21 protein-coding genes are annotated in these 25208 nt (G+C 61.1%); 13 read left to right on the top strand and 8 right to left on the bottom strand.

The window, feature by feature from the left end:
- Positions 1–41: 41 nt before the first annotated feature.
- Positions 42–548: a hypothetical protein gene (locus DM816_RS04060; RefSeq protein ID WP_117208696.1), complete on the bottom strand. Its 507-nt coding sequence runs from the start codon at positions 546–548 to the stop codon at positions 42–44.
- Positions 549–677: 129 nt separating this feature from the next.
- Here DM816_RS04060 and DM816_RS04055 point away from each other — a divergent pair, with 129 nt between their 5' ends.
- The 10 genes from DM816_RS04055 to DM816_RS04015 all read left to right on the top strand — a co-directional run bounded on the left by DM816_RS04055 (position 678) and on the right by DM816_RS04015 (position 10553).
- Positions 678–1739 (top strand): antirestriction protein ArdA, encoded by a 1062-nt coding sequence (locus DM816_RS04055; protein WP_117208695.1) that lies wholly within the window; start codon positions 678–680, stop codon positions 1737–1739.
- A gap of 100 nt (positions 1740–1839) precedes the next feature.
- Positions 1840–2742, top strand: a complete 903-nt coding sequence (locus tag DM816_RS04050; protein WP_162907100.1) for a hypothetical protein — start codon at positions 1840–1842, stop codon at positions 2740–2742.
- 105 nt (positions 2743–2847) lie between these two features.
- Positions 2848–3909, top strand: coding sequence for an ArdC family protein (locus DM816_RS04045; protein ID WP_162907099.1), 1062 nt, complete (start codon positions 2848–2850; stop codon positions 3907–3909).
- A 389-nt stretch (positions 3910–4298) separates the two neighbouring features.
- Complete coding sequence (locus DM816_RS04040) at positions 4299–5519, top strand: hypothetical protein (protein ID WP_162907098.1); 1221 nt, start codon at positions 4299–4301, stop codon at positions 5517–5519.
- 157 nt (positions 5520–5676) lie between these two features.
- Positions 5677–6288, top strand: coding sequence for a hypothetical protein (locus tag DM816_RS04035; RefSeq protein ID WP_162907097.1), 612 nt, complete (start codon positions 5677–5679; stop codon positions 6286–6288).
- 467 nt (positions 6289–6755) lie between these two features.
- The gene (locus DM816_RS45645; protein WP_425455216.1) at positions 6756–7082 is read left to right on the top strand and encodes a PadR family transcriptional regulator; all 327 of its coding nucleotides are present in this window, start codon (positions 6756–6758) and stop codon (positions 7080–7082) included.
- A complete protein-coding gene (locus DM816_RS42155) occupies positions 7079–7843 on the top strand; it encodes a hypothetical protein (protein ID WP_162907095.1) in 765 nt (254 codons plus the stop codon). Before DM816_RS45645 ends, DM816_RS42155 begins: the two co-directional genes overlap by 4 nt.
- A gap of 73 nt (positions 7844–7916) precedes the next feature.
- Positions 7917–9470, top strand: coding sequence for a HEPN domain-containing protein (locus DM816_RS04025; RefSeq protein WP_117208689.1), 1554 nt, complete (start codon positions 7917–7919; stop codon positions 9468–9470).
- Positions 9471–9691: 221 nt separating this feature from the next.
- Complete coding sequence (locus DM816_RS04020) at positions 9692–10174, top strand: hypothetical protein (RefSeq protein ID WP_162907094.1); 483 nt, start codon at positions 9692–9694, stop codon at positions 10172–10174.
- Positions 10149–10553, top strand: a complete 405-nt coding sequence (locus DM816_RS04015) for a hypothetical protein (RefSeq protein WP_162907093.1) — start codon at positions 10149–10151, stop codon at positions 10551–10553. The genes DM816_RS04020 and DM816_RS04015 overlap by 26 nt, the downstream gene beginning before the upstream one ends.
- A 275-nt stretch (positions 10554–10828) precedes the next feature.
- Here the strand turns inward: DM816_RS04015 and DM816_RS42150 are convergent, their stop codons facing one another.
- Entirely contained in the window at positions 10829–11110 is a 282-nt protein-coding gene (locus DM816_RS42150; protein ID WP_162907092.1) for a hypothetical protein, read from the bottom strand.
- Between the two features lie 22 nt (positions 11111–11132).
- Positions 11133–18032: a ricin-type beta-trefoil lectin domain protein gene (locus tag DM816_RS04010; RefSeq protein ID WP_162907091.1), complete on the bottom strand. Its 6900-nt coding sequence runs from the start codon at positions 18030–18032 to the stop codon at positions 11133–11135.
- A gap of 869 nt (positions 18033–18901) precedes the next feature.
- Here DM816_RS04010 and DM816_RS45640 point away from each other — a divergent pair.
- The gene (locus DM816_RS45640) at positions 18902–19366 is read left to right on the top strand and encodes a PPC domain-containing DNA-binding protein (protein WP_162907090.1); all 465 of its coding nucleotides are present in this window, start codon (positions 18902–18904) and stop codon (positions 19364–19366) included.
- On the opposite strand, the gene DM816_RS04000 is transcribed toward DM816_RS45640, so the two are convergent.
- The 4 genes from DM816_RS04000 to DM816_RS03985 form a co-directional block, all read right to left on the bottom strand.
- Positions 19311–20054 carry a TrmH family RNA methyltransferase gene (locus DM816_RS04000; protein ID WP_211588537.1) on the bottom strand — a complete coding sequence of 248 codons (744 nt, stop codon included), beginning with the start codon at positions 20052–20054 and terminating at the stop codon, positions 19311–19313. The genes DM816_RS45640 and DM816_RS04000 overlap by 56 nt on opposite strands.
- Before the next feature lie 8 nt (positions 20055–20062).
- Positions 20063–20671, bottom strand: a complete 609-nt coding sequence (locus DM816_RS03995; RefSeq protein WP_162907089.1) for a class I SAM-dependent methyltransferase — start codon at positions 20669–20671, stop codon at positions 20063–20065.
- Positions 20656–21567 carry a hypothetical protein gene (locus DM816_RS03990; protein ID WP_162907088.1) on the bottom strand — a complete coding sequence of 304 codons (912 nt, stop codon included), beginning with the start codon at positions 21565–21567 and terminating at the stop codon, positions 20656–20658. The genes DM816_RS03995 and DM816_RS03990 overlap by 16 nt, the downstream gene beginning before the upstream one ends.
- Before the next feature lie 210 nt (positions 21568–21777).
- Entirely contained in the window at positions 21778–22497 is a 720-nt protein-coding gene (locus DM816_RS03985; protein ID WP_162907087.1) for an HAD family hydrolase, read from the bottom strand.
- Between the two features lie 71 nt (positions 22498–22568).
- Between DM816_RS03985 and DM816_RS03980 the strand changes: the two genes are divergently transcribed.
- Positions 22569–23777, top strand: a complete 1209-nt coding sequence (locus tag DM816_RS03980) for a helix-turn-helix domain-containing protein (protein ID WP_117208680.1) — start codon at positions 22569–22571, stop codon at positions 23775–23777.
- Positions 23778–23982: 205 nt separating this feature from the next.
- Positions 23983–24285, top strand: coding sequence for a hypothetical protein (locus DM816_RS03975; RefSeq protein ID WP_117208679.1), 303 nt, complete (start codon positions 23983–23985; stop codon positions 24283–24285).
- 443 nt (positions 24286–24728) lie between these two features.
- On the opposite strand, the gene DM816_RS45455 is transcribed toward DM816_RS03975, so the two are convergent.
- Positions 24729–25037, bottom strand: coding sequence for a helix-turn-helix domain-containing protein (locus tag DM816_RS45455; RefSeq protein ID WP_117208678.1), 309 nt, complete (start codon positions 25035–25037; stop codon positions 24729–24731).
- Positions 25038–25208: the final 171 nt, after the last annotated feature.

The raw sequence follows: 25208 nt of genomic DNA, 5'->3' as shown, positions 1-25208 counted from the left end.
TGAAGGTTACATGGTAGGTTCGGGTCTGGTGGCTCACCGTCTTACATCTCCGGCGCCAGCCGGGTATCGGTGTGATCGGCGAGCTGGCCGATCCACTTGCGGTGCCGGCTCTGCTCGCCCTCCAGCTCGGCTTGTTTCTTCTCGTCTTCAATCCTGTGCTTGTACAGGCCGTCAACCAAGTCGTTTGTTTTTCTGACTTCTTTGGTCACGGAGGCTACCTGGCCCTTGAGACCCTCGATCTCGGTACTGAGATGACCAGCCAGACGGTCGAACGAGCCTTCCTCGAATTCTTTGAATCGCTCGTCCAGCATGGCTTTGAAGCGTTGCTCTTGTATGTCAAAGCGTTTGTCCACCGCCTCGAAACGCTGGTCGATGTGCTCGAAACGCTTGTCTACCGCCTGGAAGCGCTGGTCCACCTGCTCGAAACGCTGGTCCACCTGCTCGAAACGCGTGTTCATTTCATCGCGCAGTCCGTCGATCTTTTTATCCAGCCGACTACCGATGTCCGCTATTTGCTTACTCAGTTTGGAAAATTGGTCGTCACTCATACGTACTGTCGATTATGGACGATTTCGAGTGCAAGATCAAGGATTAAACCCACAGCATGGAGGCGGATTGGCATCTCGCAGGTGTTAGCGCACAACCAAATACAACTTCATAAACGGAGACAACAGTGTATGGAAAAGATCAATCAACAGAAGGGAATTGACCTCAACGGCGCGGTGATGCGTGAACAGGTTGCGCGCCACCCGCTCGTCGAAGAAATCCAGCCACCGCATGCAATTCTTGGCCAAGCCGCCATCGCACCACAGGCTGCTGCCGGAGAACAAGCCCTTGGCTCTCCAACCGATTTAACAGCAGATTACGAGCCTTACGATCCAGCCAACGATCCCTTTCCATGGGACGACGCCGCCGAGTGGAATCCGTGGCAGGCCGCTGACGACACCAATCCCGAGAACCTCCATACCGCGCTGGACGAGTCGCTCGGCGACCCGGCTACGACGGACTGGTATGGTCTCAGAAGGCATGTCGATGGACCGGGCGGCGTCGTGCTGTACCAAAACCCTTGTGGTATGCGAGGTTTCTGGTCAACGCCGTCAGACGAAGCGCTCGCTTGGGAGTGGAACAGTATCCAGCGCGAGCACCAAGCTTTCGAGCGAGCCGTTCGAACGCCTCGTCCAGAAGACCCGACGCGTGATCCTCGACCCGAGATTCTAATCGGTGTTCTGCACGGCTCAGATGCCGGCCACTTCCATGGCGCCTGGCTCGATCCCGCCGTGGACGTCGAGGCGCTCGACCGCGCCATCGGCTTCATCATGCGCAACAGCTGTCAGCCCGATGCCGAGGAGTGCGCTGTGTTCGCCTACCGCGGCTTTCCGTATGGCGTGGATCTCGCGCTCGGTGAGTGCCCGGACGTTAGGACGCTCAGCAAGGTTGCCAAAGGTATTGAGGGACACGGCCTGGCCTTTGCTGCCTGGGCGGCCTACGTGGGTGTCGAAGACGATGAAGCGCTGGACCAATTTTCTCAGCGATTCCACGGCGAGTTCCAGTCGCCCGTCGCCCACGCCGAGCATCTGCTGGCCACCTTCGGCAGCAAGGAAGCCGGAGCCGACGCCCCGAGCTGGCTGCGGCCCTTCCTCCACCTCAACGGCCGGGACTGTGCGCGCGAACTGGCATCGCACCTGCACATTGTCGAGGCGCCCAACGGCCGCACCTGGGTGTTCGACGCCGACTACTAAGCTGCTGTGGTTCCTCCGTCGTAAGGGCATCTCGCCGACGAACGGAGCGTTGGCGGCGAGGCAGACAAACCTAAGCGGAGAACAACTTCATATGCACGACATGCAACAACCGAAGGGAGGCAACAACCATTACCTTGGCTGGAACTACCAGCCGATCGCCGCGGTCATCGCCAAAGACTGCGCCCGTGAACCGGATACCTTCGCCGAGCAGACCGGCGGCCAGCTCCGCCCAACTTACGTCTACGTGTCCCAAGCGGCTGGACGACTGTCCATTGGCGACGTCGTCATTGAGCCGAACCTCGGCCAGCTGCGTCTGGCCGCCGCGAGATCTATCGGAGCGTTTGTACTCCTCGGCTGGTCCGACGACTACGGCCCATGCACGCCGAGCGGACGGTACTCAGCCGACCAACGTTTCGCCGTCCGCGTTCCCGGGCCGACCGACCGGCACTACATTCAACAAAAGGTCGACGCCGCCGCCAGGCACAACCGAGTCATACCGCCCGCGGCCGCCAGGCTCGTTGCCGCCCATCTGCACACCGGCCCGCGCAGCGCGCTGTATCGCTTTGCAATCAACGGCAGCCTCTTGGATAACCGCATCGTCGACGAGCTGAACAACGTCTTGCGGTTTCGGCCGGTGTTCACGGAGTGGGTGCACGCCCTCGGCCGCTACTGCGTCGAACGCGTCAACCGCGGACCTATCGGCGCCTGGCAAACAGCCGCACCAGATCGGCCGCCTCCTGAGCCGAACCACGGCCGGCGAGAAGCTGCTGCGCCATCACCGGGCGTGGGTTCACAACACCAACTCGACCGGTCCCGGCTGCCGCACGTGCCATCCGAAACCGTCCAAGAGCTCATCGACGCCGCCTTCGCGGTGGGTTACACCGCCGCGCGCACCGTCAAGTCCAGAAAGCCAAGATATGCCAACCTCTCCCGAGCCGTAATCCGGCAGCCGCAGCGCTCGAGCTTCCGTTCGCCATTTGTCGATCGTGGGCCAGAGGAATGACCGGGTGGCCGCAGTAGTGCAGAGCTGCGCTGCTCGGATCAAGCCGACTCCGTGCGGCGCGGTGGCTGGGAACTACATCATCAACGTAAGCAAGGAATTGGAACCATGGAGGTCATAAACGCGCAACAGGAAGGAACGGTGAGTACGCCAATGGAGCCAGGTCAACGCCAGGTGCTCACCGCCGAACAACCCGGCGGGCTCGACCACGAGTCCTTGGCACCAGCCCTCGGTCCCATAACCGTCGGCGCAGTAGCCTTGAGCGAACAAGTCGACACCGATAGCCGACGGCGGAAGCCGAACCGAGCAGAACAGGTAGCGGCGCTTCAGAAACAGATCACGGATTCCATCGAAGCCTTGGTTGACGCTGGTGCGTGGCGGCGGATGCTGGAAGTTGCAGCACGGTTTCACGACTACTCGTTCGGCAACCAGGTGCTCATTGCCCAGCAGCGCCCCGACGCCACCAGGGTGGCCGGGTATCGCACGTGGCAGCAGCTCGGCCGGCAGGTACGCAAGGGTGAGCGCGGCATCGCCATCCTGGCACCGGTGGTCAAAACTATGAAGCCCGCGCACGAGAAGGGCACCGACACATCCAATCATGACAGTGAGGTCGAGCCGGAAGACGCCACAGCCGACGCTCGCAAGGCAGTCCAGGGCTTTAAGATCAGCTACGTCTTCGACATCTCGCAGACGGAGGGTGAACCAGTGCCTGGTTTACCTGAACGGCTGGCCGGCGAAGCTGACCAAGAGGTGTGGGACGGGTTGGCCCGGCTGGTGACCGCACACGGTTATAACCTTGTCCGTACTAACCATGGTCTGGACGGCTACACCTCGCCCAGCAGCCGCACCGTAGCCGTGCGCGTCGATGTCGACCAAGCTCACACCACGATGGTCTTGATGCACGAGCTGGCCCACATTGCCTGCGGGCATGCCGAGGAAGGCTATGACTATGTGGCCCATCGCGGCACCGCCGAAGTTGAGGCGCAGTCCGTCGCTTACGTTGTGGCCGCGGCCAAGGACTTGGATGCCACCGCATACACCACGGATTATGTCATCGGCTGGGCACGAGGCGATCTGGCATTGGTGCGGTCCACCGCCCAGAAGGTGATGGCTGTAGCACGGGAGATATTGGAAGGTCTGGACAGACAGCGCCAAATCGACCCATCGTGAGCCCTTTCAAAGCGGTGGGCAAGTCTCGTGTCGTTCTCCGGATGTACTGGACCGTCACGTTTATGTGGACGGCGAAGATGACGATGCCTCGCCATCGCCCCGACCCCTCACGGTAGGCCAGCAAGCACATGACCGGGTTCGACCTTCTCCGCCTTGCACCGTACGAAGTGGCGCGGAGAGTCGAATGCCAGCGGCGAGCTGCCCACGCACCACAGCTTGTCGGTCAGGATCGTCAACACATGGGAACCGTTGTTGGCCAGCGGGTTTGCCGCACTTCGCGCAAGAGCGCACCTTCGCTTGCGTATTCCAATTCAACTTGCTACCAAGTCCTATCGTGGTTTGGCTCAGCTCGCACAGTTGACCCGCGAAGTTCTCAAAGGAGCGCGTACGTGGCAATTCGTCGTAAGCCGCCCGGTCCAAAGCCAGTCGAAGTCAGCTTGGGCTTCCTCGTCCTGGGGTACTCGGAACTGACCTCATTGATGGACTTGTTGGCCTCGCGAGCAGAAGGCGTGAACGTTACGGCTGGGGAAAAGAAGATTAGTAAGGTTTCCGATCTCTACAGTGCCACAAGTGCCGACCGAAAGGCTTTGTGCATAAAGACAGACTCGCCCGGGACGACGATCTGGCTCAGCGCCGGGGGTGCACGGGTCGAGGTTGCCGATGGTTCATCCAAGGGCGTCGAACTTGCTGAGGAGATTCGAGCGAACTTGGAGGGTTGCCGCCAAAAGCATCCTGTGGCAACTGTGGCGAGCATCTATTACGGTCTACTCGCTATTCTCGTTGGTACGCTCATCGTCTTTGTGACTTCAGTTTTCACTAGATCAATCACGGGCATCGTCGCAACTGCAGGCATGGTTCTATTCGCACTCATCGGCGTGTTGGGCCTCGGTCGTGCCGTGCTCTCCTCGGGGGCCGTCAAGTTGAGGTTGGGAACTGGTCCGAGCGACGTTGAGAAGGTGCCGCTGCGTGACGCTGGCTGGCTGCCGGAGCACGTTACCGCTTTCCGCCTTGGGTTCGTGCGTCTCTACCTGGACGATCTAGATGACATCGTTCGCTCACTTTCCGAGCGCGGGAAACCTGTATTCCTCCGCGCTGATGACGCGGAACTCGACTCCATCAACGATCTTCGCAACGCTACATCGAAAGAGCTAGGAGGTCTGATCATAGGATCGCGGAAGCCACGTGTCTTTGTTGAGATTCGTCGGCGACAGGCCTTTGTATATGCGATGGAAAGGTCTGACAAGGCAATTTCACTTGCAGATGATGTTGCCCGCCTGGTCGGTCGCCGTGGCACGAGGTTCCCGGTCGGTCATCAGTATGTACTAGTTTTCGTGGCCTTTTCGTTGGGAGTGCTTGCCTTCGCCCCTACAATCTTCTGGTCGGACGTTTCGATAATCGAACGTGTCGGCGTAATGGCCGTTGCGCTTCTTCTGCCGGTTTATAGCGTGTCGCTCTACTTTGGTGTGAGGAATAGGGGCGGCGCAAAGATCCATCGAACCGACCGTGCCGGCCGCATCGACATACGAAGGTCTTGGCTTCAGATGTGGATCGGAGCCGTGATCGGCGCACTCGTGAGCCTCGTACTCACGTGGTGGCAGATGCGTGGCTGATAGGTGACCTTCGTGGACACAGGCGTATTACGGCGACACCAAACTTGGCGGCGGCTCGGCGGCCTCAGCCCCCGGTCTCCGAGGCAAGATGATCTACGGGCCCCTCCCTGGGCGTGGCACAACGCCTCGTCCGCGCGAGCTGATTAGATTACGCAACGTGACGACGGTGTACTCGAAGCTTGGAACCGCAAGCCCAGTCCTAGACTTGGCATTCCACTGTGGCGAGAAGCCTTCGCTTTACGAGGTGTCTCTGACTTTGAATGCCGTGTCGTGGCTCGGGCTGTACTCGGCGAATGTGGCCGCAGTCGCCGATCGAGAGCGGTTCTCGTATCCCAAGGTGGAAGCCTTGTTTGAAGCTCTCGGTTCGGTAGAGGACGAGTCGGGCCTGGAGCTATTGAGAGTTCGGCGTCTAACGTTTGGAAGCCCACTCGAAACCATCGTGGCACTTGCCAGTGGCGACGGGGTAAAGGTCCTCACCTTCCTCGGTGGATCTCTCCTGATATTGCAGCGCCTAATGCGCATGATTATTGATTGGCAGCGTCATCGAATGGACTTGCAGGAGCGTCGGACTGCGCTCGCACGCCAAGCTGGCTCTTCCGAAGAACTAGCTGATGTGGTTAGGAAGCACGCCGCCTCTGAGATAGGCGATAAGTCACACCCCATTTCGAAGACCGCCATACCGCAGTGGCTGCAACACTCGGTCGAGGCCGTCGCAAAGACGCCGATCTTGAAGGCCGAGATAAGGCCCGATGTTGATGACGTTACCTAGGTACGCAATCTATTCCATCCCGCCTGGTTGCACCTTCGCCGTGTGCCGATCGTGACAGGGTTTGCATAGACCTCGGCCACGTATCTGGTCGTTTGGGATCAAGGCCCAGCATGACGAGCTCTTTTCTGCTGTGCGGGTAGTGGTCGGCGGTGGTGGATGGTCGCAGCTAGCAGAGGACGCAGACTGGGTCTCGTTCGAGGACGGCTTGGCGGAAGCGTTCGTGTGCTCGGCCCTAGCCGCGTTGGCGGGCGGTGCCGCGCTGTCGCTCGATGGCGTGGTGGTGCTGGTGGCATCGACCGTCGTGGCTGGGTGCGAGGAGCAGCCGAGGACAGCGCACTGGCGACGATGGCAGGGCATGAGCTGGCCGGAATCCGCTGGATGTTGCGATGGGTCTATGCCGACGTCGAGGGGTTGTTCTTCATAGGTAAGATAAGCCCGTGAAGTTTCCACAGCGGGTGACGGACCCGATGCTGGACGTCCTGGAAGTGTTGATCCAATCGCACTCAGAGGGCGTTGAGGTTCACGGTTGGGCCGTGATGAAGGCCGTCGGTCGAACAGGTCCGACGGTGTATGGCGTACTTGACCGGCTGGAGGACATGCGCTGGGTCACAGGACGCTGGGAGGACAGTCCTGTCGAGGGTAAGCCGCGCCGACGCGTCTACCGGCTGACCCCTAATGCAGTCGTCGAGGCAGGTTCACTTCTCGCAAGTCGCCGTCCCGTGCGTCAAGTCCAGCTACGGGGGACTCCCACGGGGTGGCCCGGCCTTGGTGAGCTGCCTGGGGGTGCGCGGTGAATTGGGGCGCAGCACTTGCCGCACTTGCCGCCGGTGTCCTCATCAATGAGGTCTCCGATATCAGCCCTTGGATTGGCCAGCGACTTGCCCGATGTGCCGCGACGTTGCGCTATGGCCGCTGCGAACGCGCACGTACACGTTCTGAGGAGTGGTGTGCAATTCTTGAGGAGCGCCCGGGGAAGTTTCTTAAGTTGATGTCTGGCTTGCTTTTCTTCCTTGATTCGCTTCCTCGCGCAGCATGGCGCCTCATCATTCGCTCGCAGCCTGGCGAGGCTCCGATAGCCTTCATCCCCGATGCGCCGCATAGGTCTTTGGGGTTGCGACAGACAGCCGCGCTGCTGACGCTCATGACTGTCGGCAAGGCTAGTGTCGGCAACCGTGAATTGCGGGAGAGCTATGGAATAGAATTCTCAGGAAACGACCGCATGGCCTTGAACGAACTCGGGCTGGTGGCATCACGAAAGCAAGGTCCCTTCTTCGTGCATGAACTGACTGAGCAAGGTTGGGCGTGGTGCGCGCGAGAAATCGCCCAGAGCGAGCATAGGGCTGGTGGACCAACCAGGAGTTCCAACGCCGCCCCGCTAGCGCTAACCGCTGGCCTCAACCGCTACATGGATCGAAATAAGCTCACGCTCGCTGACATCTTCGTAGAAGACAACGACGGCCGAGACGAACCTGGCCGTCAGTCGAGCAACAACAAGCGTTGGTTCAACTGGCGTCGGAGGACCAAAAGAACTAGAGCGTGTCTCCCGGATCGGTGAAACGGCGTCATGGGTTTCGTCGCTCGCAGAATTCCGCTGCCCTTCGATGTCATCTGTGGCTACCGTAGTTTCCGTGCTGATACATCCAGAGCCAGACGCCACCCTGCCGTACCTCCAGCACCATCTCGGCGAGCCGATGCTGCGGTGGCTGCTGGGCGGTACTGATCCTGCGCTCACTGAACAGCAAAACCAGATCGTGGAGGCACTGCGCCAGCAGCTACGCGAGATCATTGCAGGTTCTAGGCAGCCGTCATCAATGCAGGTCGACCTATTCTGCTCCCCAACAGAAAACGGGACCGTCATCGGCCAGTTCAAGGAGCTGCTCTCAGGACCAGACGAACATCTCCAGCCCTCCGGTGACGATGTGCTCGATGCCCTCCGAGTGGTTGCTCGAACGGCTTACCCACGGTTGTTGCTGCCCCCTGCCCCGTACCGAATGCCGATCAATATCGCGCATTGGCTTCCAGACTTCAAGGCCTTCCTATTTGCCGCAAGAGCCGACCCCACACTGATCTTCACACGACCGTCGAACGAAGTAGAGCAATTGGATTTCATAGCCGACGGCTTCTTTGAAGCGACCTTCGCACGGAACATGATCTTAGCTGCATGGGAACAGGAACGTCTCGAACAAAGCCGCGTGCCAGCCCTACCTGAGCTGTACCGTCGCCTGGAGACGGTCCTAGATCAAGTCAGACTTGGCTGTGCCGGAAGGGATTTCGAGGTTGTCTATCTTGCATCCTTGACCGGCCTTACGCTTCCGGAAGACGAGAACATCGAAGCGGAATCCATACGGATTCGAGCTGCGAGATGGGGCGACCACCCGGGCGCGCTCCAAAGCCTTCTCGAACAGCAGACCACTACGACACTTGGCGATGGGAGCGATCGGACCATCACGATCTCTGACGCCGGCGACGTGATCGTGGAAGTCCGTTGTCCCGCGCGGGTCATCTTCCAACGCAACGACAGTGACCAGATCACTGCTTGGCAAATCAAGCCGAAGATTGATGCCGAGCACGTTATCTCTCGAGTGAGGCTAGCATGTTTACTTAGTTGGTCTCGCGAGAACCCTCCAGTGATCCTGCCAGTCTGGTCCGGATTGGTCGATCCGTTCGTGGGGGGCGGAGTGCTAGCCAGCTGGCGCAGTCCGCAAGGTTTCGCGCCGCGGACGCCGATTGAGCTCACCCGCACCGAAATGGACCAGTGGCAGATCTGGCTTGAGCGGGTCCGAGAAATTGATCTGAAGCGGATTGGTGTGGCACCGGCTCGCCTACTACGCGCGGTCGCTGAGCGAACTGATTTTGCTGACGCCCTGATAGATGCCGTCATCGTATGGGAAGCGCTCTTCGGCGACAAGATCGAGACTACATTCAAAGTCACGACTGCGATCATCCGACTGTTGGGCCGAACACCGGAGGAGCGCAGAGCGATCAAGAAAGAGGTTACACAGCTCTACGAACAGCGAAGCCTGATTGTGCATGGGCAGGGCGGCCACACAGATCAACACGATGCCAGCCAACGGGCGATTACCCTGTCCATTCGATGTCTCAAGGCGCTGATCGAGCACCGCCCAGATCTGGTACCAAAGACCTCCGGTGAGCGCGTATCAGCACTCGTGGTTATGGAATAGGCATGGGTGCTCTTTCAGACAGTGGGGTTCGCGCCCCCGACCGCCGCAGGCCAACTCTGATCGTCCGTTGAGATCGCGATCAGACCCGTTGCGGCCGTCTTCATGAACTGGGATGATGAGCTTGGAAACTCCCAGCTCAGGGGTCTGTCATGGGGCGGAAGGAACCGCGGACAGAACAACGTAGACGGGGAATGCGGGCCTGGTGGCTCCGGCATCCAGCAGTGATCTCGGCGGCCGCGGCGATCGGGTTGCTTCTGCTGACCGCAATCGTCACGCCGCTGGGCAACCGCGTTGTGGACTTCCTTTGGCCCGCCACCGAGGAGGCGAAGACCGTTCCGTCGCCACCAGAGATCCGACCCGGTGGCCGGCTCATCGCGCTCGGGCAATGGCCACCTGAACTGAGCCTGCTGTGTGAACACTCCACCAAGGTTGCTGGCCTTGCGGATAGCCGGCCATTGTCTCAGCTCAGTTTGGATGCCAACGAAGACGTGCGGACCACGGCGCTCAAACAGCTCGGCGCGCTGGTTTGGTACCACGGTCGACTGCTCATCACGTTGACATCGAAGGACAACACTCCACTGCTCATCATGGGTATCGAGCCAGTGGTGTTCGCCAATCGGGATGTCAAGCCAGTCTGGGGGTTTGGAGGTCTCCCCTGGATGCGGTGGCCCCTCACAGATGCGAGTGCTGCAATCGGTACTTGATCGCGGAACGCTAGAAGATCTTGGCGTTTCGGAGTTTGGACCGGGCAATCCCCGAGCTCCTACAGCGCCGTTTGGCAGTTCTTTCACCGTCACCAACGCGGACGCCGCCGATGTTGTGATCGAGGTCAACGCCTGCGAAGGTCTTTACGAGTTTGGTGCCAAGATCACTTATGTAGAGGCCGGCGAACCGTTAACCGCGATGGTCGGATCCGCGGAGAAACCGTTCCGGATCGTCGGCGGCTGGCGAGGCGTTGAGCGTTTTCACCGCGCGCCAATCGAGCCCAATCCCGATGACATCAGACCTGGGCCTCTACCGTTCTACCCGGGTGCGGCACTCAGCGACGGCGTACCGGAATCGACGGCGCAATTCTGTGCTTGAAAGCTCCTCGCTGCGCATTGACCGATGGGTCACCGTTCATGGCCACAGGTTTAAGGGTAAATCAAGCTCAAAGCGCCTGGTACATAGAAGAGGTCCAAAGACCTTTTCATGCTTTCGGTCGTGCGTCCCAATTCGGACCGAGCTGACAGCCGCGTAAGAGCCGACGCTAGGGATTCAGCGACCTATTTGTGAGGATCGTCCACATCAGAAGCGGCCCGCTGCGTCACTGACTACAGCGGGCCACGCCGAATCGTCCTCGAAGCTCCTGGCTTACGTCATGCAGCCAGTTCTACCGGAATGTACGCATCATGCTTTGCATAGTGCACGATCGCCTGGCATGCCTCGTCCTGACTTGGAATGCGACCGTCTCGCCATGCTGACCAAACCTGCAGAACCTCTTTCGCTATCGACGCTTCCAGTAGGTAGCGCATGCCGGGCGGTGGCTCTTCCTCATCCTCATCGACGAGCTTAATGGGTGAGGAGGCGTTGACCTCTGAACCTTCGGCGACGAAAACTACTAGCTCGTCCGATATGTCATCGATGCTGTCTACCAGCACGCCCAGCCGACTCGGATGTTGGTCATCCCCAGATCGAGTATCCACCGACGCCTCCAGGATGGAATAGAGATTGAAGCACACCACGTGCCTTATGTTGAACCGTGGGAACCAACTGCATTTTGCCAACATCGGTTGCGTGATGCCAGGTCCAACCAAGTGTTGTCGGCGACTGACGGGAGATCCCACCTCGCGGACCAACGATCGCGTCTCGAATCCCCGGAACCATATCGTCCATCAGCTGCCCAAATGCGGGATCAGCGTCCATTTTTGCGGCGAGATCACGGTTTGCCTCTTGGAAATGATGGCCTCGTGACCTACCTGGATAAGCAGTAGTCGGAAGCTGCATCTCGTAGGCGACCGAATATGCGTTGCCGGAACCGATAGTCGGCGTGGATGCCTTGGGAAGCTTGAGCCTTGACCCTCCCAAGGTTAGCGCGGCGATGCTACCAAGCAATGTCGCGGTCGCTCCCCCGCTGACCTCAGCGCTGTCGGCGTTGATCGCCGTATTGGCCAGGCCGCCAAGATCCTTAACCAGGTTGTACAGGCCGCCGAGCATCCACGGCTGATTCCAGTAGTCTTCGACTGCTCCCCATAGTCCGCGGCCTTGGGCGTTTCGGGCGTTAGATTCGTCGACCCATCTCTTGCCGGTTTCGTACACCGTGGCGAACAGACCGGCCCCGCTACTGTAGAAGATCATTTCTCCGAGGAAGTCGCGACCCGACTTGACAAAGCCGTATCCCCAGCTGTTCTTCTTCGGTTTGGGGTTCAGGTGTTTGCCAGTGCCGCTCCACGGCACGCCGCCTGACTTCTCCTCCTTGAGCCGCAGACCGTCGGGGTCGGAGTAGGTGACAGGGCTATTGTTGCTGTAGGTATAGGCGTGCCATTGTTGTGGGTTAGTGAGGTCCATGATGGGATCAGCGGAGATGAACCGGCCCAATGTTGAATCGTATTCGCGGGCGCCGAGGTGGGTGTAGCCGGTGTTGTCTTTGGTGCCGCCGACGTAGCCTTTGGTGCCCATCCAGCCGCCTGGTTGGGCGCCGCGGTCTTCGCCGTAGGGCATCATCCGCCGCCGCGTCGCCGCCAGGGTGATGGCGTCGATTTGCGTGACACTGGTGTTTTGGTGGTTGGTGATCGTCCACCTGAGACCGGATGGGTCGCGCACGGCGACGCCGTTGTAGTAGCGGGTGCCCAGGGGTGAGCCGCCGCCGGAGGCCAGTTCGAGCTCCGTACCATCAGGCAAGTACAGCGTGGTTTTCGACGGTGTGCGGGCAATGAGCCGCTTACCGTCGGTGTCGTAAAGGTATTCGGCGGTCGGGGTACCGGCTTCGGTCACCGTGGCCAGGTGGCCTTCCTTGTCCCAGCCGAGGTTTTGCGCCGCGCCGGTGGGACCGGTGGCGGTCAACGTGTTGCCGGCGTTGTCGTAGCTGTAGGTGCGAGTCGGTGTGCCGGCCAGCGGGCCCGAAGCGGTCACCTGCTTGACTTGGTGGGGTTTGACGCCGCCCGCGGCGCCGACGGTGTAGGTCCAGGTGGTGTCCCCGCCGGTGGGGTTCTTGTCGGTTTGGGTCAGCCGGTTGCCGATGGTGTCGAAGGTCCATTCCCGCCAGTACGGGTCAGCGCCGGTCTTCTGAGGGGTAGTGCAGCCGGAGCCGAGGGCGGGTTGGGTCCAGGCTGTGGTCAACCGGCGCAGGTGGTCGTAGCGGAAGCATTCGGTCTGGTCGACGCTGCCGTCGGTCCTGCCCGCGATGGACGTGATGTTGCCGGCTGGGTCATAGCTGTAGCTGTCGATCGTGGGAGGTTGGAAGTTGCCGGGTGAACCGGTGTTTTCGGGGTACAGCTGGGTTTCCGTCAACCGTCGAGTGGCCGGATCGTAGGCATGGTATTGGTGCAACCGCCTGCCGGAGCCGCCGAGTTCGCGGAAGGCGACCAGACCATCGAAGGTGTAGTTGCTGTTTGCGATGTAGGTCTGGCTGCCGCCGGTCCAGGTGCTGGTCAGGGTCTGGGCGTAGCCGTGGTTGTCGTAGGTGTGGGTGAGCGTCTCCGCCAGCAGGCCACCCGCTGCTGGCAGCACCGCGGTAGCAGGGGCGCCGTTGGGCTTGTACGTGTAGTCCCACGCGTACGTGCCGGCCAGGGCGCCGTTGACCGTGCTGTTAGGGATCTCCACCTCAACGTGCAGCGGTCGGTAGCCATCATCGCGGGCGGTGATCCGCGTCTTGTAGAGGTCGGAACCGCCGGTACCGGCATGGCGGGTCGCGATCGCGAGTTGACCTTTGGCATTGGTGTCGTAGGTCCAGCCGGCCATCACCGGGCCGGTCGCCGATCCGTCGCGTTGCTTGATTTTGCGGCCGAGCAGGTCGTATTCGTAGTGCAGCTCCTGGCCACGAGCATCCTTGGTGGAGGTCACCTGGCCGGCTACATCGTATCTCGTCTCGCTGGTGCCGGCGTCCGGGTCGATCGACTTGAACTTGCGGCCGAGCAGGTCGTATTCGTAGCTCCAGGTGTTGTTCGCCGGATCATTGACCGAGGTCAGCTGGCCCCGCCGGTCGTAGCCGTAGATAGTCTTGACGAAGGCCCCGGACAGGCTGGTCGGTGACTGGTATTGCCGCTTCTCCACCACACGACCACGGGCATCCACGATGTCCTGAGTGACGGTGCCGCCCTGAGGCGGGATCACGCCCGTGCGGTCGCCGTCGTACACCGTGGTCGACTCGAACTGCAGCGTGTTGTTCTTGAACAGCTGCTTTTTGGTGGGCCGCGCCAGACCGTCGTAGACATAGCGGGTCTGCCGGTCCGCATCCACATCAGCGAAATTGACCAGGGTCGAGGTGGGGCCGGATGCGTTGTTGTAGAACGACGTTTCTTTGGCCACCAGCCCGCGGCCGTCGTACATGGTGTCGGTGATGGTGCGTTTGCCATCCTCGGTGACGGTTTGAGTCTGCCGAGGCCGTAGCCTGCCGTCAAAGATCTGATAGGACGAGATCTGGTTGCCGTTGGGCCCCAGTTGCTGGGTGTGTATCCATCTCTGGCTGGTCGACAAGTTGTAGGTGTACTGCTGGTGGGGTGTCATGGCGGTGGTGCGGTTGTCGCGCCACACTTTGGTCAACCTGCCCAGCGGATCGTACTGGCTCGTGGTGGCTTTGCCGTTCATGTCAATGACTTTGGTCGGCACACCATGACCCGGTTCGATGTCGGTGGCGACCGTCCAGCCGGTGCCCATCGGGCCGGTCACCGCCGTCGAGGTGACCGGCGCCCCGGACGCCGGTGTGTAGGCGGTCGTGGTTTTGCGGTCGAGCGCATCGTAGGATTCGGTCACTCGGCCGTTGCTGTCGTAGATGGTGCGTGACTCTTGTATCCAGGTTCGCACCCCGCCGGTGACCGAGGCCAACACGTTGGTCTTGGTCAGCAGGCCTTTGATGGGGGATACAGTCCCGGTGGTGTCGTTGTCGTAGTAGCGATAGCTTCCGGATAGGAAGTCGGCGTCTGCTGGGTTCTGGGTGCAGTGTGTCAGCGCCCGCTCCCAGGAGATCAGACTGATCAGGTGCAGGCTGGTGTTACGGGAGTAGCCGGTCTGGGTGCACACATCATCGTTGGTGGTCGAGGTGTCGCCGTGGTCGAGCGTCTCGGTGGGCAGACCGTAGGCGTCGTAACTGGTTATTGCATTGGTCCATCGCCAGTTGCCGGTGGCGGCGATCCAGGTGCGGGCCTTCACATCGGTGGCGCGGGCCATGTACGACTTCAGGTCCTGCCCGCCGACGATCGGCTTCGGGCGTGTGCCGGTGTGCGTCACCGTATAGTTCGTGACCGTCGAAGCTAGCACATTGTTACCGTCCAGGGTGAACTGTTCCCGTGGCTGGCCGGCCAATGCTTCGGAGTCGACGATCAGATGGCTCCACCGCTGCTGGGGCGGCGCGTCCGATATGCAGTCCCAAAGGTGCAGCTGCACGCCGTGCGCCGGCGGATTGTTGGCGTCCAAACACTTGCCGGAGTTCGGATTCAGCAGCTTTCCATCAGCCTGTGGCACCCAGATCTGCGCCGGGCTGTTGTTACAGTCGTACAACTGCACCAGCGTGCCGTTCGCGGTACCGGAACCGGCCACATCCAAACACTTGTTGGTGTGCACGTTGCGCATCGACGATCCGGAAGGCTGGTACTGCCACGACTGCGCCGCGTGCCCGTTACACGTCCACGATTGCACCTTCGTCCCGTTGGCGTTATTGCCGTTAAATACATCCAGGCAGCGGCGTGACTGCGGAGAGAGCAGGGTGCCATCCACCCGTGGCATCCAAATCTGGTTGAACGTGGCCGTGCACGTGTAGAGCTGAATCGGGCTGCCAGCGGCCACACCCCAGTTCTGGATATCGGCGCATAGGCCGGTGGCCACATTAGACAGCGCACCTTCCGGGGTGAACCGCCACTTCTGCAGATTGCTCGACGTGCAGTCGGCGATCTGCAGCACGGCACCAGCGCTCGTGCCGGATGGCTGTAGACACCGCCCCGAATGCGGGCTGGACAATGTCAGCTGATACGCCCCCGGCTGCAGCGTGTACCGCCACTGCTGCCATTCGGCGCCGTGGCAGTCCCACAACCTCACCGGCGTACCAGCCGCCGTGTCGGCCCAAGATACCTCCATACACCGGCCGCCGCTGCCGCCGACCGTTGCCGACTGCCCCGGCGTGCCGATCGGCACCGACACCTGCGCCCGGCGGCCCTCCCACACCATCGCCTGATTGTCGGTCGTGGCCACCGAATCACCGTCCATCCCTCGGTGGAACAACGCCCGCGTGACGGTTCGAGGACCAGCAACCGGGCCATGCCTGGTGGTCACATGGCTGTAGCCCTTCCATACCGACCACGACCGGTAATCCAGCACGGTGGTCTCGTTGAAATCGTGCCCCCACAACGAGGAGTCCGTCGAAGCGTCCATATTGTACGTATATGACACCGTCTGGGCCGGCGACCCCGCCGCGGTCAAATCCTCCTCGGTGACCGCTAGCACGACAAACTTGTGGAACCATGCATACCCGGCCGGCGACTGCGCCGGTTTGTAATGTTGTGGGAAACACCGATACGGATTGAACGCAGGTGCCGGCTTAAAGTTACCGTACAGACACTCGTTGCCCGAGTATGCGACGATGGTGCGACCGCCCACACCGTTATCGACTTGCGCCACCCGATAGTGCACATACGGTGCCGCGATCTGATCGCCCCAATCCACACGGTTAGTCATCTGATCAGTACGGCCGAACGTGATGGCCGGCTCTGCCAATGCCGTAACGCCGTCGGGCGCATAACCAGTGTGGGTCAATGAGTCCAGCCATAGGTTCGGTGAAGTGTCATCGCCAGCGGGGCTCACAATGTCGCCCGTACTCGGATATGAATGCGCCAGATCCCACTGGTTGACCTTGCGGTAACCGGTGCCATCGGCCTTGCGCACCTGCGTGTACACATTGGACAGCTTGTAACGAGTCCAAAACGCCGGACTTTTCACGTTCGGGCACGAGGTCGCCGACGAGCAAGCCAGATCACCTGGCGTGTCCACGAAATCCGACGGCCACGCACACGCACCGACACACCGATCGGTTTTGACGAACCACACCTGCATCGGCGCCGGCGAGTTGGACTCCGACCCGACACGGGTGCCGTAATCGATGTGATCCAGATGCGCGTAGATGTCGTACTCGAGAGCACCGCAGCAGTTGCCGTTGAACCCGTAGAAGCCACGCCACTTCGCATAGAAGTAGGTCATCGAATTGTTGGACGTGTCGTGGACATAGTCCAGGTTCCAGCGGTAGCCCTGCATACACCATGAGGTCGCACACGGCTCACCGGCATGGTTGCCCCACACCGGCACCAGTTGCACCGAATTAGTCACCTGCGTATCAGCGGGGTAGCGCTTGTGCTTGCCGAACCAGTACTGGGTGCCGTCCAAGGTGGTGACTACCCAGTGCTCGTCGTCGTTGTCGCCGTTACCGATACCACCGCCGAACTTCTGCTCCACTCGCCAGCCGTTGTCGTCGTCGGTCTTCCACACGCCGGTGGCGTTATCCCGGATCAGCTTGAACGACTTGCCGCCAAGCATCAGCGTGGCGTTGTGACTGGAAAACCAGCAGAAGTCGGCCACATTAGACGATGTGGCACCATCCTGCTCACAGGAACGATACGACCGCTCGATAAAGCCGCCAGCTTGCAACTCCCAGCCCTCGCCCACCCACGAGGCCTGCCCGTTGGCCGCCAGCGTTTTACCGTCCACCGAACCGCTGTCATACGACAGCGCCAACTCCGGCGCTGGCCCACCCAGGCCATCCGGCACCTTCAACGGGTACGACCACGTGAACGAGCCACCCTGACCCCCAGCCGCCCAGCTGTAAGTCGGTGACAGCGAGGTTGCCTCGAACGTCGCCCCGTCCGAGTTCGCCCCGGCGGTCACCGCGAACACCGCCGGGCCGCTCGCCTCGGTCAGGGTCGGCGGCTCCTCAGCGCTTGCTACGCCCGCCTTGGGCATCGGGGTGGGCTTCGCCGCATCCGATAAGGCAATCTGGGCCGAGACCTTGCCGCCTGCGTTGACCGATCCCAGCTCGAGCTGCGCTTGGCATTTCCTGTTTTCCGGTGTACTCAACACGCAGGCCGGCAGCTGCACCAACCGCAGCCGGTTGCCGAAGTCGCCGCCATACAACTGCGCAAAGCCCGTGTAGTCCACCGTCAGGTCGATATCGCCACCACCGACAGGGTTGCTGTCGACGCGAGACGCGCTCAGCAGCACACCCCGCACCCCGGCCGCCTCGGCCAGCTTCGGATCCGCCACGGTCAGCTTCAAACGCCCCAGCGACGACGACACGCCACCGCCGTGAACCCGGGCACCGGACAGAAAATCATCCGTCGCCCCCACAGGAGCCTTCGCCGACACCGGCAGCCCACCGACATCCACCACCGCACCGTTGGCGACGACCTCGGCCGCGCCACCTCTCGGCAGGACCACCCGATCCACTTTGGTCACACCCGGATCACGTGGCAGCGGTGGAGCCGCCTTGGCCGACGCGGCGGTCACTGGGACGGACTTATCCGTGGGTCGTTCTGGCTCAGCGGCTACAGTCGGCGCTGGCGGGAGCCCGAACAGTGCTCCCATCGTCAGCGTCAAGGTCAAGGCAGCGTGAACCCACGCCCGTAGACCACGCATCATCGCGCTCTCCCCATCTAGCGATGCCCCCGTACGGGTGCGATTGGACGGTTCCGGGCCACGAACACTAACGATCAGACGCACGCACGTCAATGGGTTGGCGTAACCGCAGCGTGACGGCGCGTAACCATGATGAGCAGCCTCCTCATCGGGCTCACTACCTGCGCTTTCTTGACCGTGATGTAGATCGTGGTGGCCGTCTGCTGCCGTATGCAGACATCTGCAGACGGCCCAGCGGACAAGTTTGGACGCCCCCGCTTACGTCTCAGTTGCTCGATGAACGTCGATGCACTTTAGTAAACAAGTACCCGAGCAGCTCGGCAGATTGAAGCAGTTGAGGCATCCGGCCAGCAAACTGGCAGCGCGTCTTACGACCTGGTCGCTACGACTGGTGCCCGATGAAGCTTTCCCGGAGCACTATGCCACGCCGCCGTCCCCGAGCGGATCACATGAGATCGGAGCTCCGACAGCTCTTGCGTGCGAAAACCATTCGGGGAAAACGCTACCGCCTTCTAGAATGCTCAAGGTCATCATGATGACATCGCGAGGCACTGATTAGAATCGCAGCACTGCGCCAAATATGATCGAAAAATCGATCTTGGTGCTAAGATGGAGATATCGTGCAAACTCATGCTTTTCGGTTAGTTACGGGACAAGATCTAAAGCGGACAATAGAAGACTACGTTCGCCAACACTGCATCGGCGCAGGCTACATCTTGACGTGCGTCGGCGGGCTGTCCAGAGTTGTGCTTCGCATGCCCGGCGCCAAGGATTTCGTCGAGCTCGATGAAGATGTGGAGATAATTACGGTTCAAGGAACGCTTTCGCCGGAGGGTTGCCATCTCCACGCATCGGTCTCGGATAAGTCAGGCTCGGTCTTCGGTGGCCATCTCTCGGATGGGTGCATAGTTCGGCTCACGACAGAAGTGGCGCTCGTTGACGACACCAGCTTTAACTTCGCACGGGAGTTCGACGACCAAACCGGATATAAAGAGCTCGTCGTCACTCCAAAGAGCCAGCCACATAAGCCTAGTCACCCAGTACTTCCTGGCACGACCACCAGAAGAGGGTCATCGCGACGCTAGTCGCAAGATTATAGCTCGAAACCTTCGGTCTCATGGGAATGGCAACAAGCTGTGTCGCTCGCGACCGTATGATGTCCGAGATACCGTGTCGCTCGGATCCGAACGCCAAGAGCGCGTCATCGGGAATCGCCAGCGAGCGGATGTCAGTGCCACCTGGATCCAGCGCGTAAACCGGTCCAGGTGGTAAGTCGTCGGCAGCTGCTGAAAGCACGGCCGTAGCGAAGTGAAGCCCTGCGCTGCCGCGCAGGACGTTCGTATGCCATGGATCAACCTCACCGACCGTCACGACCCCTGCGGCAGCGAAACCGGCAGCTATTCGGACGACCGCGCCAACGTTACCAAGGTTCCGTGGGTTGTCGAGGAGGACGATTGGAGCACCACGAGATTCCGTATACAGCTGCGCTCTTAATGCGCGATAGCCCGGTCTGCGTGCTACTGACGCCACTCGAGTGGGGTGTGCCCGCGGGAGGAGCTCCTTGAAGACATCGCTGGCAAGTTCGGCTAACTGCTTGTCGAGGAACGGGATGATGTCCGGTGCCAGCTGGCTCGCGAGGCGAAGAGCTCCCGGCTTGTCATCAGTGATTGCCAATGGCACTTCTGCTCCGAAGCGGATGGCATGCTTCAGCGCATGAAAACCGTCCAGGAGTAGAAACTCGGACTGGCCGATGAGCTGCCGCCAGTCGACCATGATCCTATTCATGTGGGCGCCTCCGTCGGCTTCCTCGCCTGCAGCCGATCAATCGAGTGGGTATGGCGGGTAGTTCCGGCATTGTGTGAGTCCTCATAGGTGTAAGACCGATGCCGGATGATGGACCACTCTTCGAAAGCTGTCAGGATCTCTTGGCTATCGGATGGGGCTTCCGGCATTAAAGACCGCAGATCATCCGGTATCGGTGTCACTGCATTGAACATCACAACCGATATGAGGCCGCCTGGAGCTACCCAAGACTTAAGCTTCGCATACGCCTGCAACCGCTCGAGGCGCAGCAAGAAGTGCAGTACGCCGTAACAGAGCACCAGGTCAAAGGTCTGCTCCGCCTCATAGGTCCGCAAGTCGGCTTGCCAGATCGAAATCGCATCACCCTTGTGCCGTTCGAAACGGCTCCGCGCAACCTTCACAGCGTCAAGATCGCGATCGAAGCCATAGAGTGCGCACCCCGGCCGGTCGAAGGGAGCAAGGTTGCGACCGGTGCCGCACCCCACGTCGAGCACCGAAGAGGGCGACCAATGCGCGGCCAGTTCCTGCACATCCTTGCTCGGCGGATCATCCGCCGTCGGGTTCCACACCGTCACAATCGCTCCCACGTCCATAGTCCGTCTTGGATATTCGCTTCGCTGTCGAACCCAACCCAGCGCCCGACCATCTGTCGTCCGTTAGCCTTGATTCGCAGCTGAAATACACCGTGATGTCGCGCACCACGTACAATGTTGCGCCATTCGCCGGTGACATAGTCTCCATTAATCGTCATTCTGATCGAGTGTCGATGCGGCGAGCTGCCCCCGATATTCCGGCCGCGGGCTACGCGTCCGATTTGAGTAATCTGCATGATCTGAACCGCCGTCCGGGCTTCGCCGTCACTGACATACTGGTAAGTTGACTGCCAACGGCCGCGTAGATCAACCGAACCCCACCGCCAGATGGTCCCAATTGTTGTCGCCATGAGCCGCTCTATCGATGGTCCCGCGCGCGTAGCCAAGGCAGCCATAACGACCCCGCCGAGTACGAAGCACTGGACAGTATCGAGCGAAATTCTGCCAGGATTCTGCAGCAGCCGGACGATCGTCCAGATAGGGATAACTACAAAGGCCACGACAGCAGTTGTCCATACCAGACCTGGGCGCATCAACGAGCGACCTTCGCGAAAGGCTCGGACGAGAGATGCCATGGCCGAGGGCAAGCCGCTCGACGAATCTTGTTCCTGCGCAGCTCTTCGAGCCCACAACGCGCCGACCCTGACCGTCACCGCTGACGCGCCCAACGCCAGGCTTACGGGACCGAGGTCGCCCAACCAGTCGATGACATCGTTCGCTCCAGGGAACAGCGCCCAGCCCTTGAGCCACGCCAGCAGCCTGGGCATACCTCGCTTGCTGAGCGTGAATATCACGACAAAATTGATCATGGCGCACACCAGGACGATTGACCACCGGACGAGATACGGCTTCCACTGGCGGCGTGCTGACATGCTCAACTCCGCGATCAACGGGCGGAACAATACTCGGACGCTGCATACCACCAACATGGGTTATTTGTCTATGTGGATGAGCTGGCATACTAATCACCCGCACCGGTTCCATTTGGCGAGACATTGCTTCGCCGAGCCGGCCACATCCGGGATAACCTGCCGCCCAGGCGATGTGGCTTTGCGCAGCGCTACGCGGATGATCCGGCGAGCACCGAGGATCTCGCTCGCTCATTGACGACAGATGTCACGGATCGCTCGCACCACCCGCATGGTGTCGGTCAGATCGCTGAGGATGGTGACGGTGGCAACAGCTCGAAGCGCGCCTGCGTTCTTGCCGCCTGATGCCACGCCCACGAACGCCGCACCGCCATTCCTAGCCGCCGTCAGGTCGTGCACCGAGTCGCCCACGATCACGGTGTTGCGGCGCTCGAAGGGGACACCATGCCTGGCGCTGGCTCGACGCTGCGCGATCGTGACCAGCTCGGCGCGTTCGGTGTGGTCGTCGCTGTAGGCCCCAATGTCGAAGTCGATGTGCCTGTCCAGCCCAAACACTTGGAGTTTCGTCTCGGCGACAGCCCGCAGGTTGCCCGTGAGTACGGTTTGGACTATGCCGGGTTCCTGGGCAAGCGCGGCAAGCGCCGCCTTGGCCCCGGGCAACGCGCGACCAACCGCCACAAGCTGCTCACGGTGCTCGTTGTACAGCCTGGCTAACTCGACGGCGTATCCCGCGCGAAGGTGCTCGGTCGGTTCAAGTCCGTGTAAGCGCAGCGTCGCGTCAAAGATGGCGTGTTCGGTGCGGCCGGTGATCTCCGCTTCCTGCGTGACCACCACACCGGTCACGTTTTGGAAAGCCTGCCGGTAGAGCCGGCCACCGACTCCCCGCGTTTCGATCAAGGTGTGGTCGATGTCCCAGAGCACCAAGCAGGCGTCGGTCGCGGCAGTAGTCACCGCCCGAGTATGCCAACCAGGCGTAAACTGATGTTGCTGGATGCCAGCATGTCGCAGGTGATTGGACTGGTATGGAAATCGACGAGTGGGCCATCGGGCAGCGCATCGCTGCTCATCGCGCCCGGCGCGGCCTGACGCAGGCCGAGCTCGCGGGCCTCGTCGGCATCTCCCTCTCCATGATGAAGAAGATCGAATCCGGCGACCGTCTGGTCACGCGCTTCTCCCAACTGATCCACTTCGCGCAAGCACTCAAGATCAGGGATCTGCGCGAGCTGACCGGCGTACCGCTGACCGTGGCGCCTCCAGGCCGCCATACGCACCCCTCGGTTGACGCTGTCCACTCTGCGCTGATGGCTCGAACACGCAGCGGAAACCAACCACCGCACCTCGATGCCTTGGCCCAGGACATCGAGCGCGCTTGGCAAAGCTGGCAGCAACCCTCGGCCTTTCGCTACAACGCCGTCGGCGCCCAGCTACCCGGGCTAATCGATCGCACCCAAGCTGCTGTCCGCCAGGCGACCGAGCACGACCGTCGGCGAACACTCCGGTTGGCCAGCACGCTCTACCAACTGACGCGGACCTGGACGAAGCGGGTTGGTGAGTACGAGCTGTCGCTGCTGGCCGCGGACCGAGCTGTGGCGTGCGCACTCGACGCTGATGACCCGGACATGGCGGCGGCCGCGGCCTGGAACCTGGCCATGATTCTCTCAGCCCAGGGCAAGGTCGGGCACGCCCGCGAGGTCATTCGGCAGGCCATCGATGACCTCACCCCGCGGTTGGCGCAGCCCTCGGCGGCCCGCTTGGCGGTCTTTGGCGGCCTGCATCTGCTCGGTGCCACTGTCGCAGCCCAGCAGGACGACCGTAGTGAGGTCGGTCGGCTGCTAGAGGTGGCAGCGCGAGTGGCAGCCAAGACGGGCGAGACCAACCACTTCCGGATGGTATTCGGGCCAACTAACGTGGCCCTGCACCGGATGTCCACCACCATTGACCTCGGCCGCGTTGGCGAAGCGCTTGCTGTTGCCGAGCAGCTCCCGATCGACCGAGCCCCGGCCGTGGAGCGGCGGCTGACCTTCCATCTGGACGCCGCGCGCTGCTACGTGTTGGCCCGCAACGACGTTGCCGCCATTCACATGTTGCAGCGCATGCACCGCGAGTCGCCGGAGGAGTTTCGTTACAGCTCGGTGGCTCGGGAGACGTTGCGGCACATCAAGGCTCGGGCGAAACCCGCTCTCGAAACAGACCTTCGCCCCTTGGTCGCTGCGGCAAACCTGACAGATTAATCGTCGCTGAACATCGGCGGTACACCAGCTGTGTCCGTCACAGCTGATGCCTCGTCGTCGGTCGTTCCAAATCTACGGTCATCCCTGGTGTGGAACGTAAGCCTCCGCAAGGCTCGCGTCCCTGCCGACGAGCCCCGGTCGGCCGCGATCATAATTGTCTCCGTCCGGCCGGGTGCCACCAACGGAACGCGGTGGAGGTCTGACGATGACCGGCTATCTGAGCGTGAAGGTAGATCACGTTCGTAGCGCCTGGGAAGTGTGCGCGACGAACGGGGGCGATCAACCCAACGCGGCGAGCCCGTACGATCAGGAGGCCCAGCAGGCGCGGTGGGTCGCGACGGTGCACGTGCCGCAGAGTTGGCCGCACGGTGTGGTGTGTCGCAACTGCCATGGTCGCTTTCCCTGTGCGGCCGCGCAGTGGGCCATCGGCGTGCTCAAGGCGCTCGACTGGCAGCTGGCAGATCTGTTCGACCTGCTCGAAGCGGCTGAGGCGGGTGAACACCGGTGAAGCTCATCTTCGACCCGGAGAGCGCGACGGTGCGGACGGCCGGCGAGATCGTGGCTCGGCACCAAGGCAGCGCGAGTATGCCTTGTCGTTGCTGTCAAGCGACGTGGCCGTGCCAGCCGCTGCGCAATGCCACGGCGGTCTGTCTGGCAGCTGGCCTGAGGATGGCCAGTCCCCGAGCCCCGGCGGCTCCTCCGCTTCTTCCGCAAGACCGATCTGTCCGTTCACACAAACGAGGTGCGACCCAATGACCCAGCTTGAAGCCGCCCGCGGAAGGCCCAACGTCGTTCTGGATTCGTTGCCCGATCCTGCTCGCTCCGTGAGGCATCAACGCGAGCCACTGCATGCTAACCAACTCCATGTTGGCATCTTCACCTACGGACGGGGTGGCGAGGCCGACGAGGTGCTGGGCGAAGCTTTGCGCGCGCGTAGCACCGCGGTATCGGTCAAGCGCGGCCTCGAGAACGCGTTCGAGTCCGCTTCCGGTGCTCCGGGCTCGGAGCCGGCAGCCCCTGCACGAGCTCGCCAGGATCGACGCCAAGGCCTTCCGCCAGGATCAAGATGTTCTGCAACGTGAGGTTGTGTACGCCGCGTTCGACCGAGCTGACGTACGACCAGTGCAGTTGGCAGATGTCGGCAAGGGACTCCTGGGTGATTCCGAGCTCTGTTCGACGAGCGCGGACCCGTTGGCCGAAAAGCTTTTCGGGTTCGGGTTTCGGAACCTTCTTGGCGGCTGAGCTGGGCTGTTTTGTCATAACAAACCAAGCTCATACGTCTACTGCCTTTGAATCCAGAGACAACTCATCTACTGTCTTTTCAACTACTGTCTAAACATCTTGTTGATTATGTTAAGCATTCCACCTCTCATGGATTCCGCAGCACCGAAAGGAGGTGATGAGCGTGAGCAGCACTCGCAATGGCGGCGG

It is taken from the genome of Allorhizocola rhizosphaerae (genome assembly GCF_003426775.1).
Classification (GTDB): domain Bacteria; phylum Actinomycetota; class Actinomycetes; order Mycobacteriales; family Micromonosporaceae; genus Allorhizocola; species Allorhizocola rhizosphaerae.
The sequence above is the reverse complement of the archived record's forward strand: the minus strand, read 5'-3'. Positions and strand labels throughout refer to the sequence as shown.

Bases quoted from the DNA above. Each gene is read 5' to 3' on its own strand.
- DM816_RS04060 (WP_117208696.1), bottom strand. From the start codon at position 548: ATGAGTGACGACCAATTTTCCAAACTGAGTAAGCAAATAGCGGACATC.
- DM816_RS04055 (WP_117208695.1), top strand. From the start codon at position 678: ATGGAAAAGATCAATCAACAGAAGGGAATTGACCTCAACGGCGCGGTG.
- DM816_RS04050 (WP_162907100.1), top strand. From the start codon at position 1,840: ATGCAACAACCGAAGGGAGGCAACAACCATTACCTTGGCTGGAACTAC.
- DM816_RS04045 (WP_162907099.1), top strand. From the start codon at position 2,848: ATGGAGGTCATAAACGCGCAACAGGAAGGAACGGTGAGTACGCCAATG.
- DM816_RS45645 (WP_425455216.1), top strand. From the start codon at position 6,756: ATGCTGGACGTCCTGGAAGTGTTGATCCAATCGCACTCAGAGGGCGTT.
- DM816_RS04015 (WP_162907093.1), top strand. From the start codon at position 10,149: ATGCGAGTGCTGCAATCGGTACTTGATCGCGGAACGCTAGAAGATCTT.
- DM816_RS04000 (WP_211588537.1), bottom strand. From the start codon at position 20,054: ATGGTCGACTGGCGGCAGCTCATCGGCCAGTCCGAGTTTCTACTCCTG.
- DM816_RS03980 (WP_117208680.1), top strand. From the start codon at position 22,569: ATGGAAATCGACGAGTGGGCCATCGGGCAGCGCATCGCTGCTCATCGC.
- DM816_RS03975 (WP_117208679.1), top strand. From the start codon at position 23,983: ATGACCGGCTATCTGAGCGTGAAGGTAGATCACGTTCGTAGCGCCTGG.
- DM816_RS45455 (WP_117208678.1), bottom strand. From the start codon at position 25,037: ATGACAAAACAGCCCAGCTCAGCCGCCAAGAAGGTTCCGAAACCCGAA.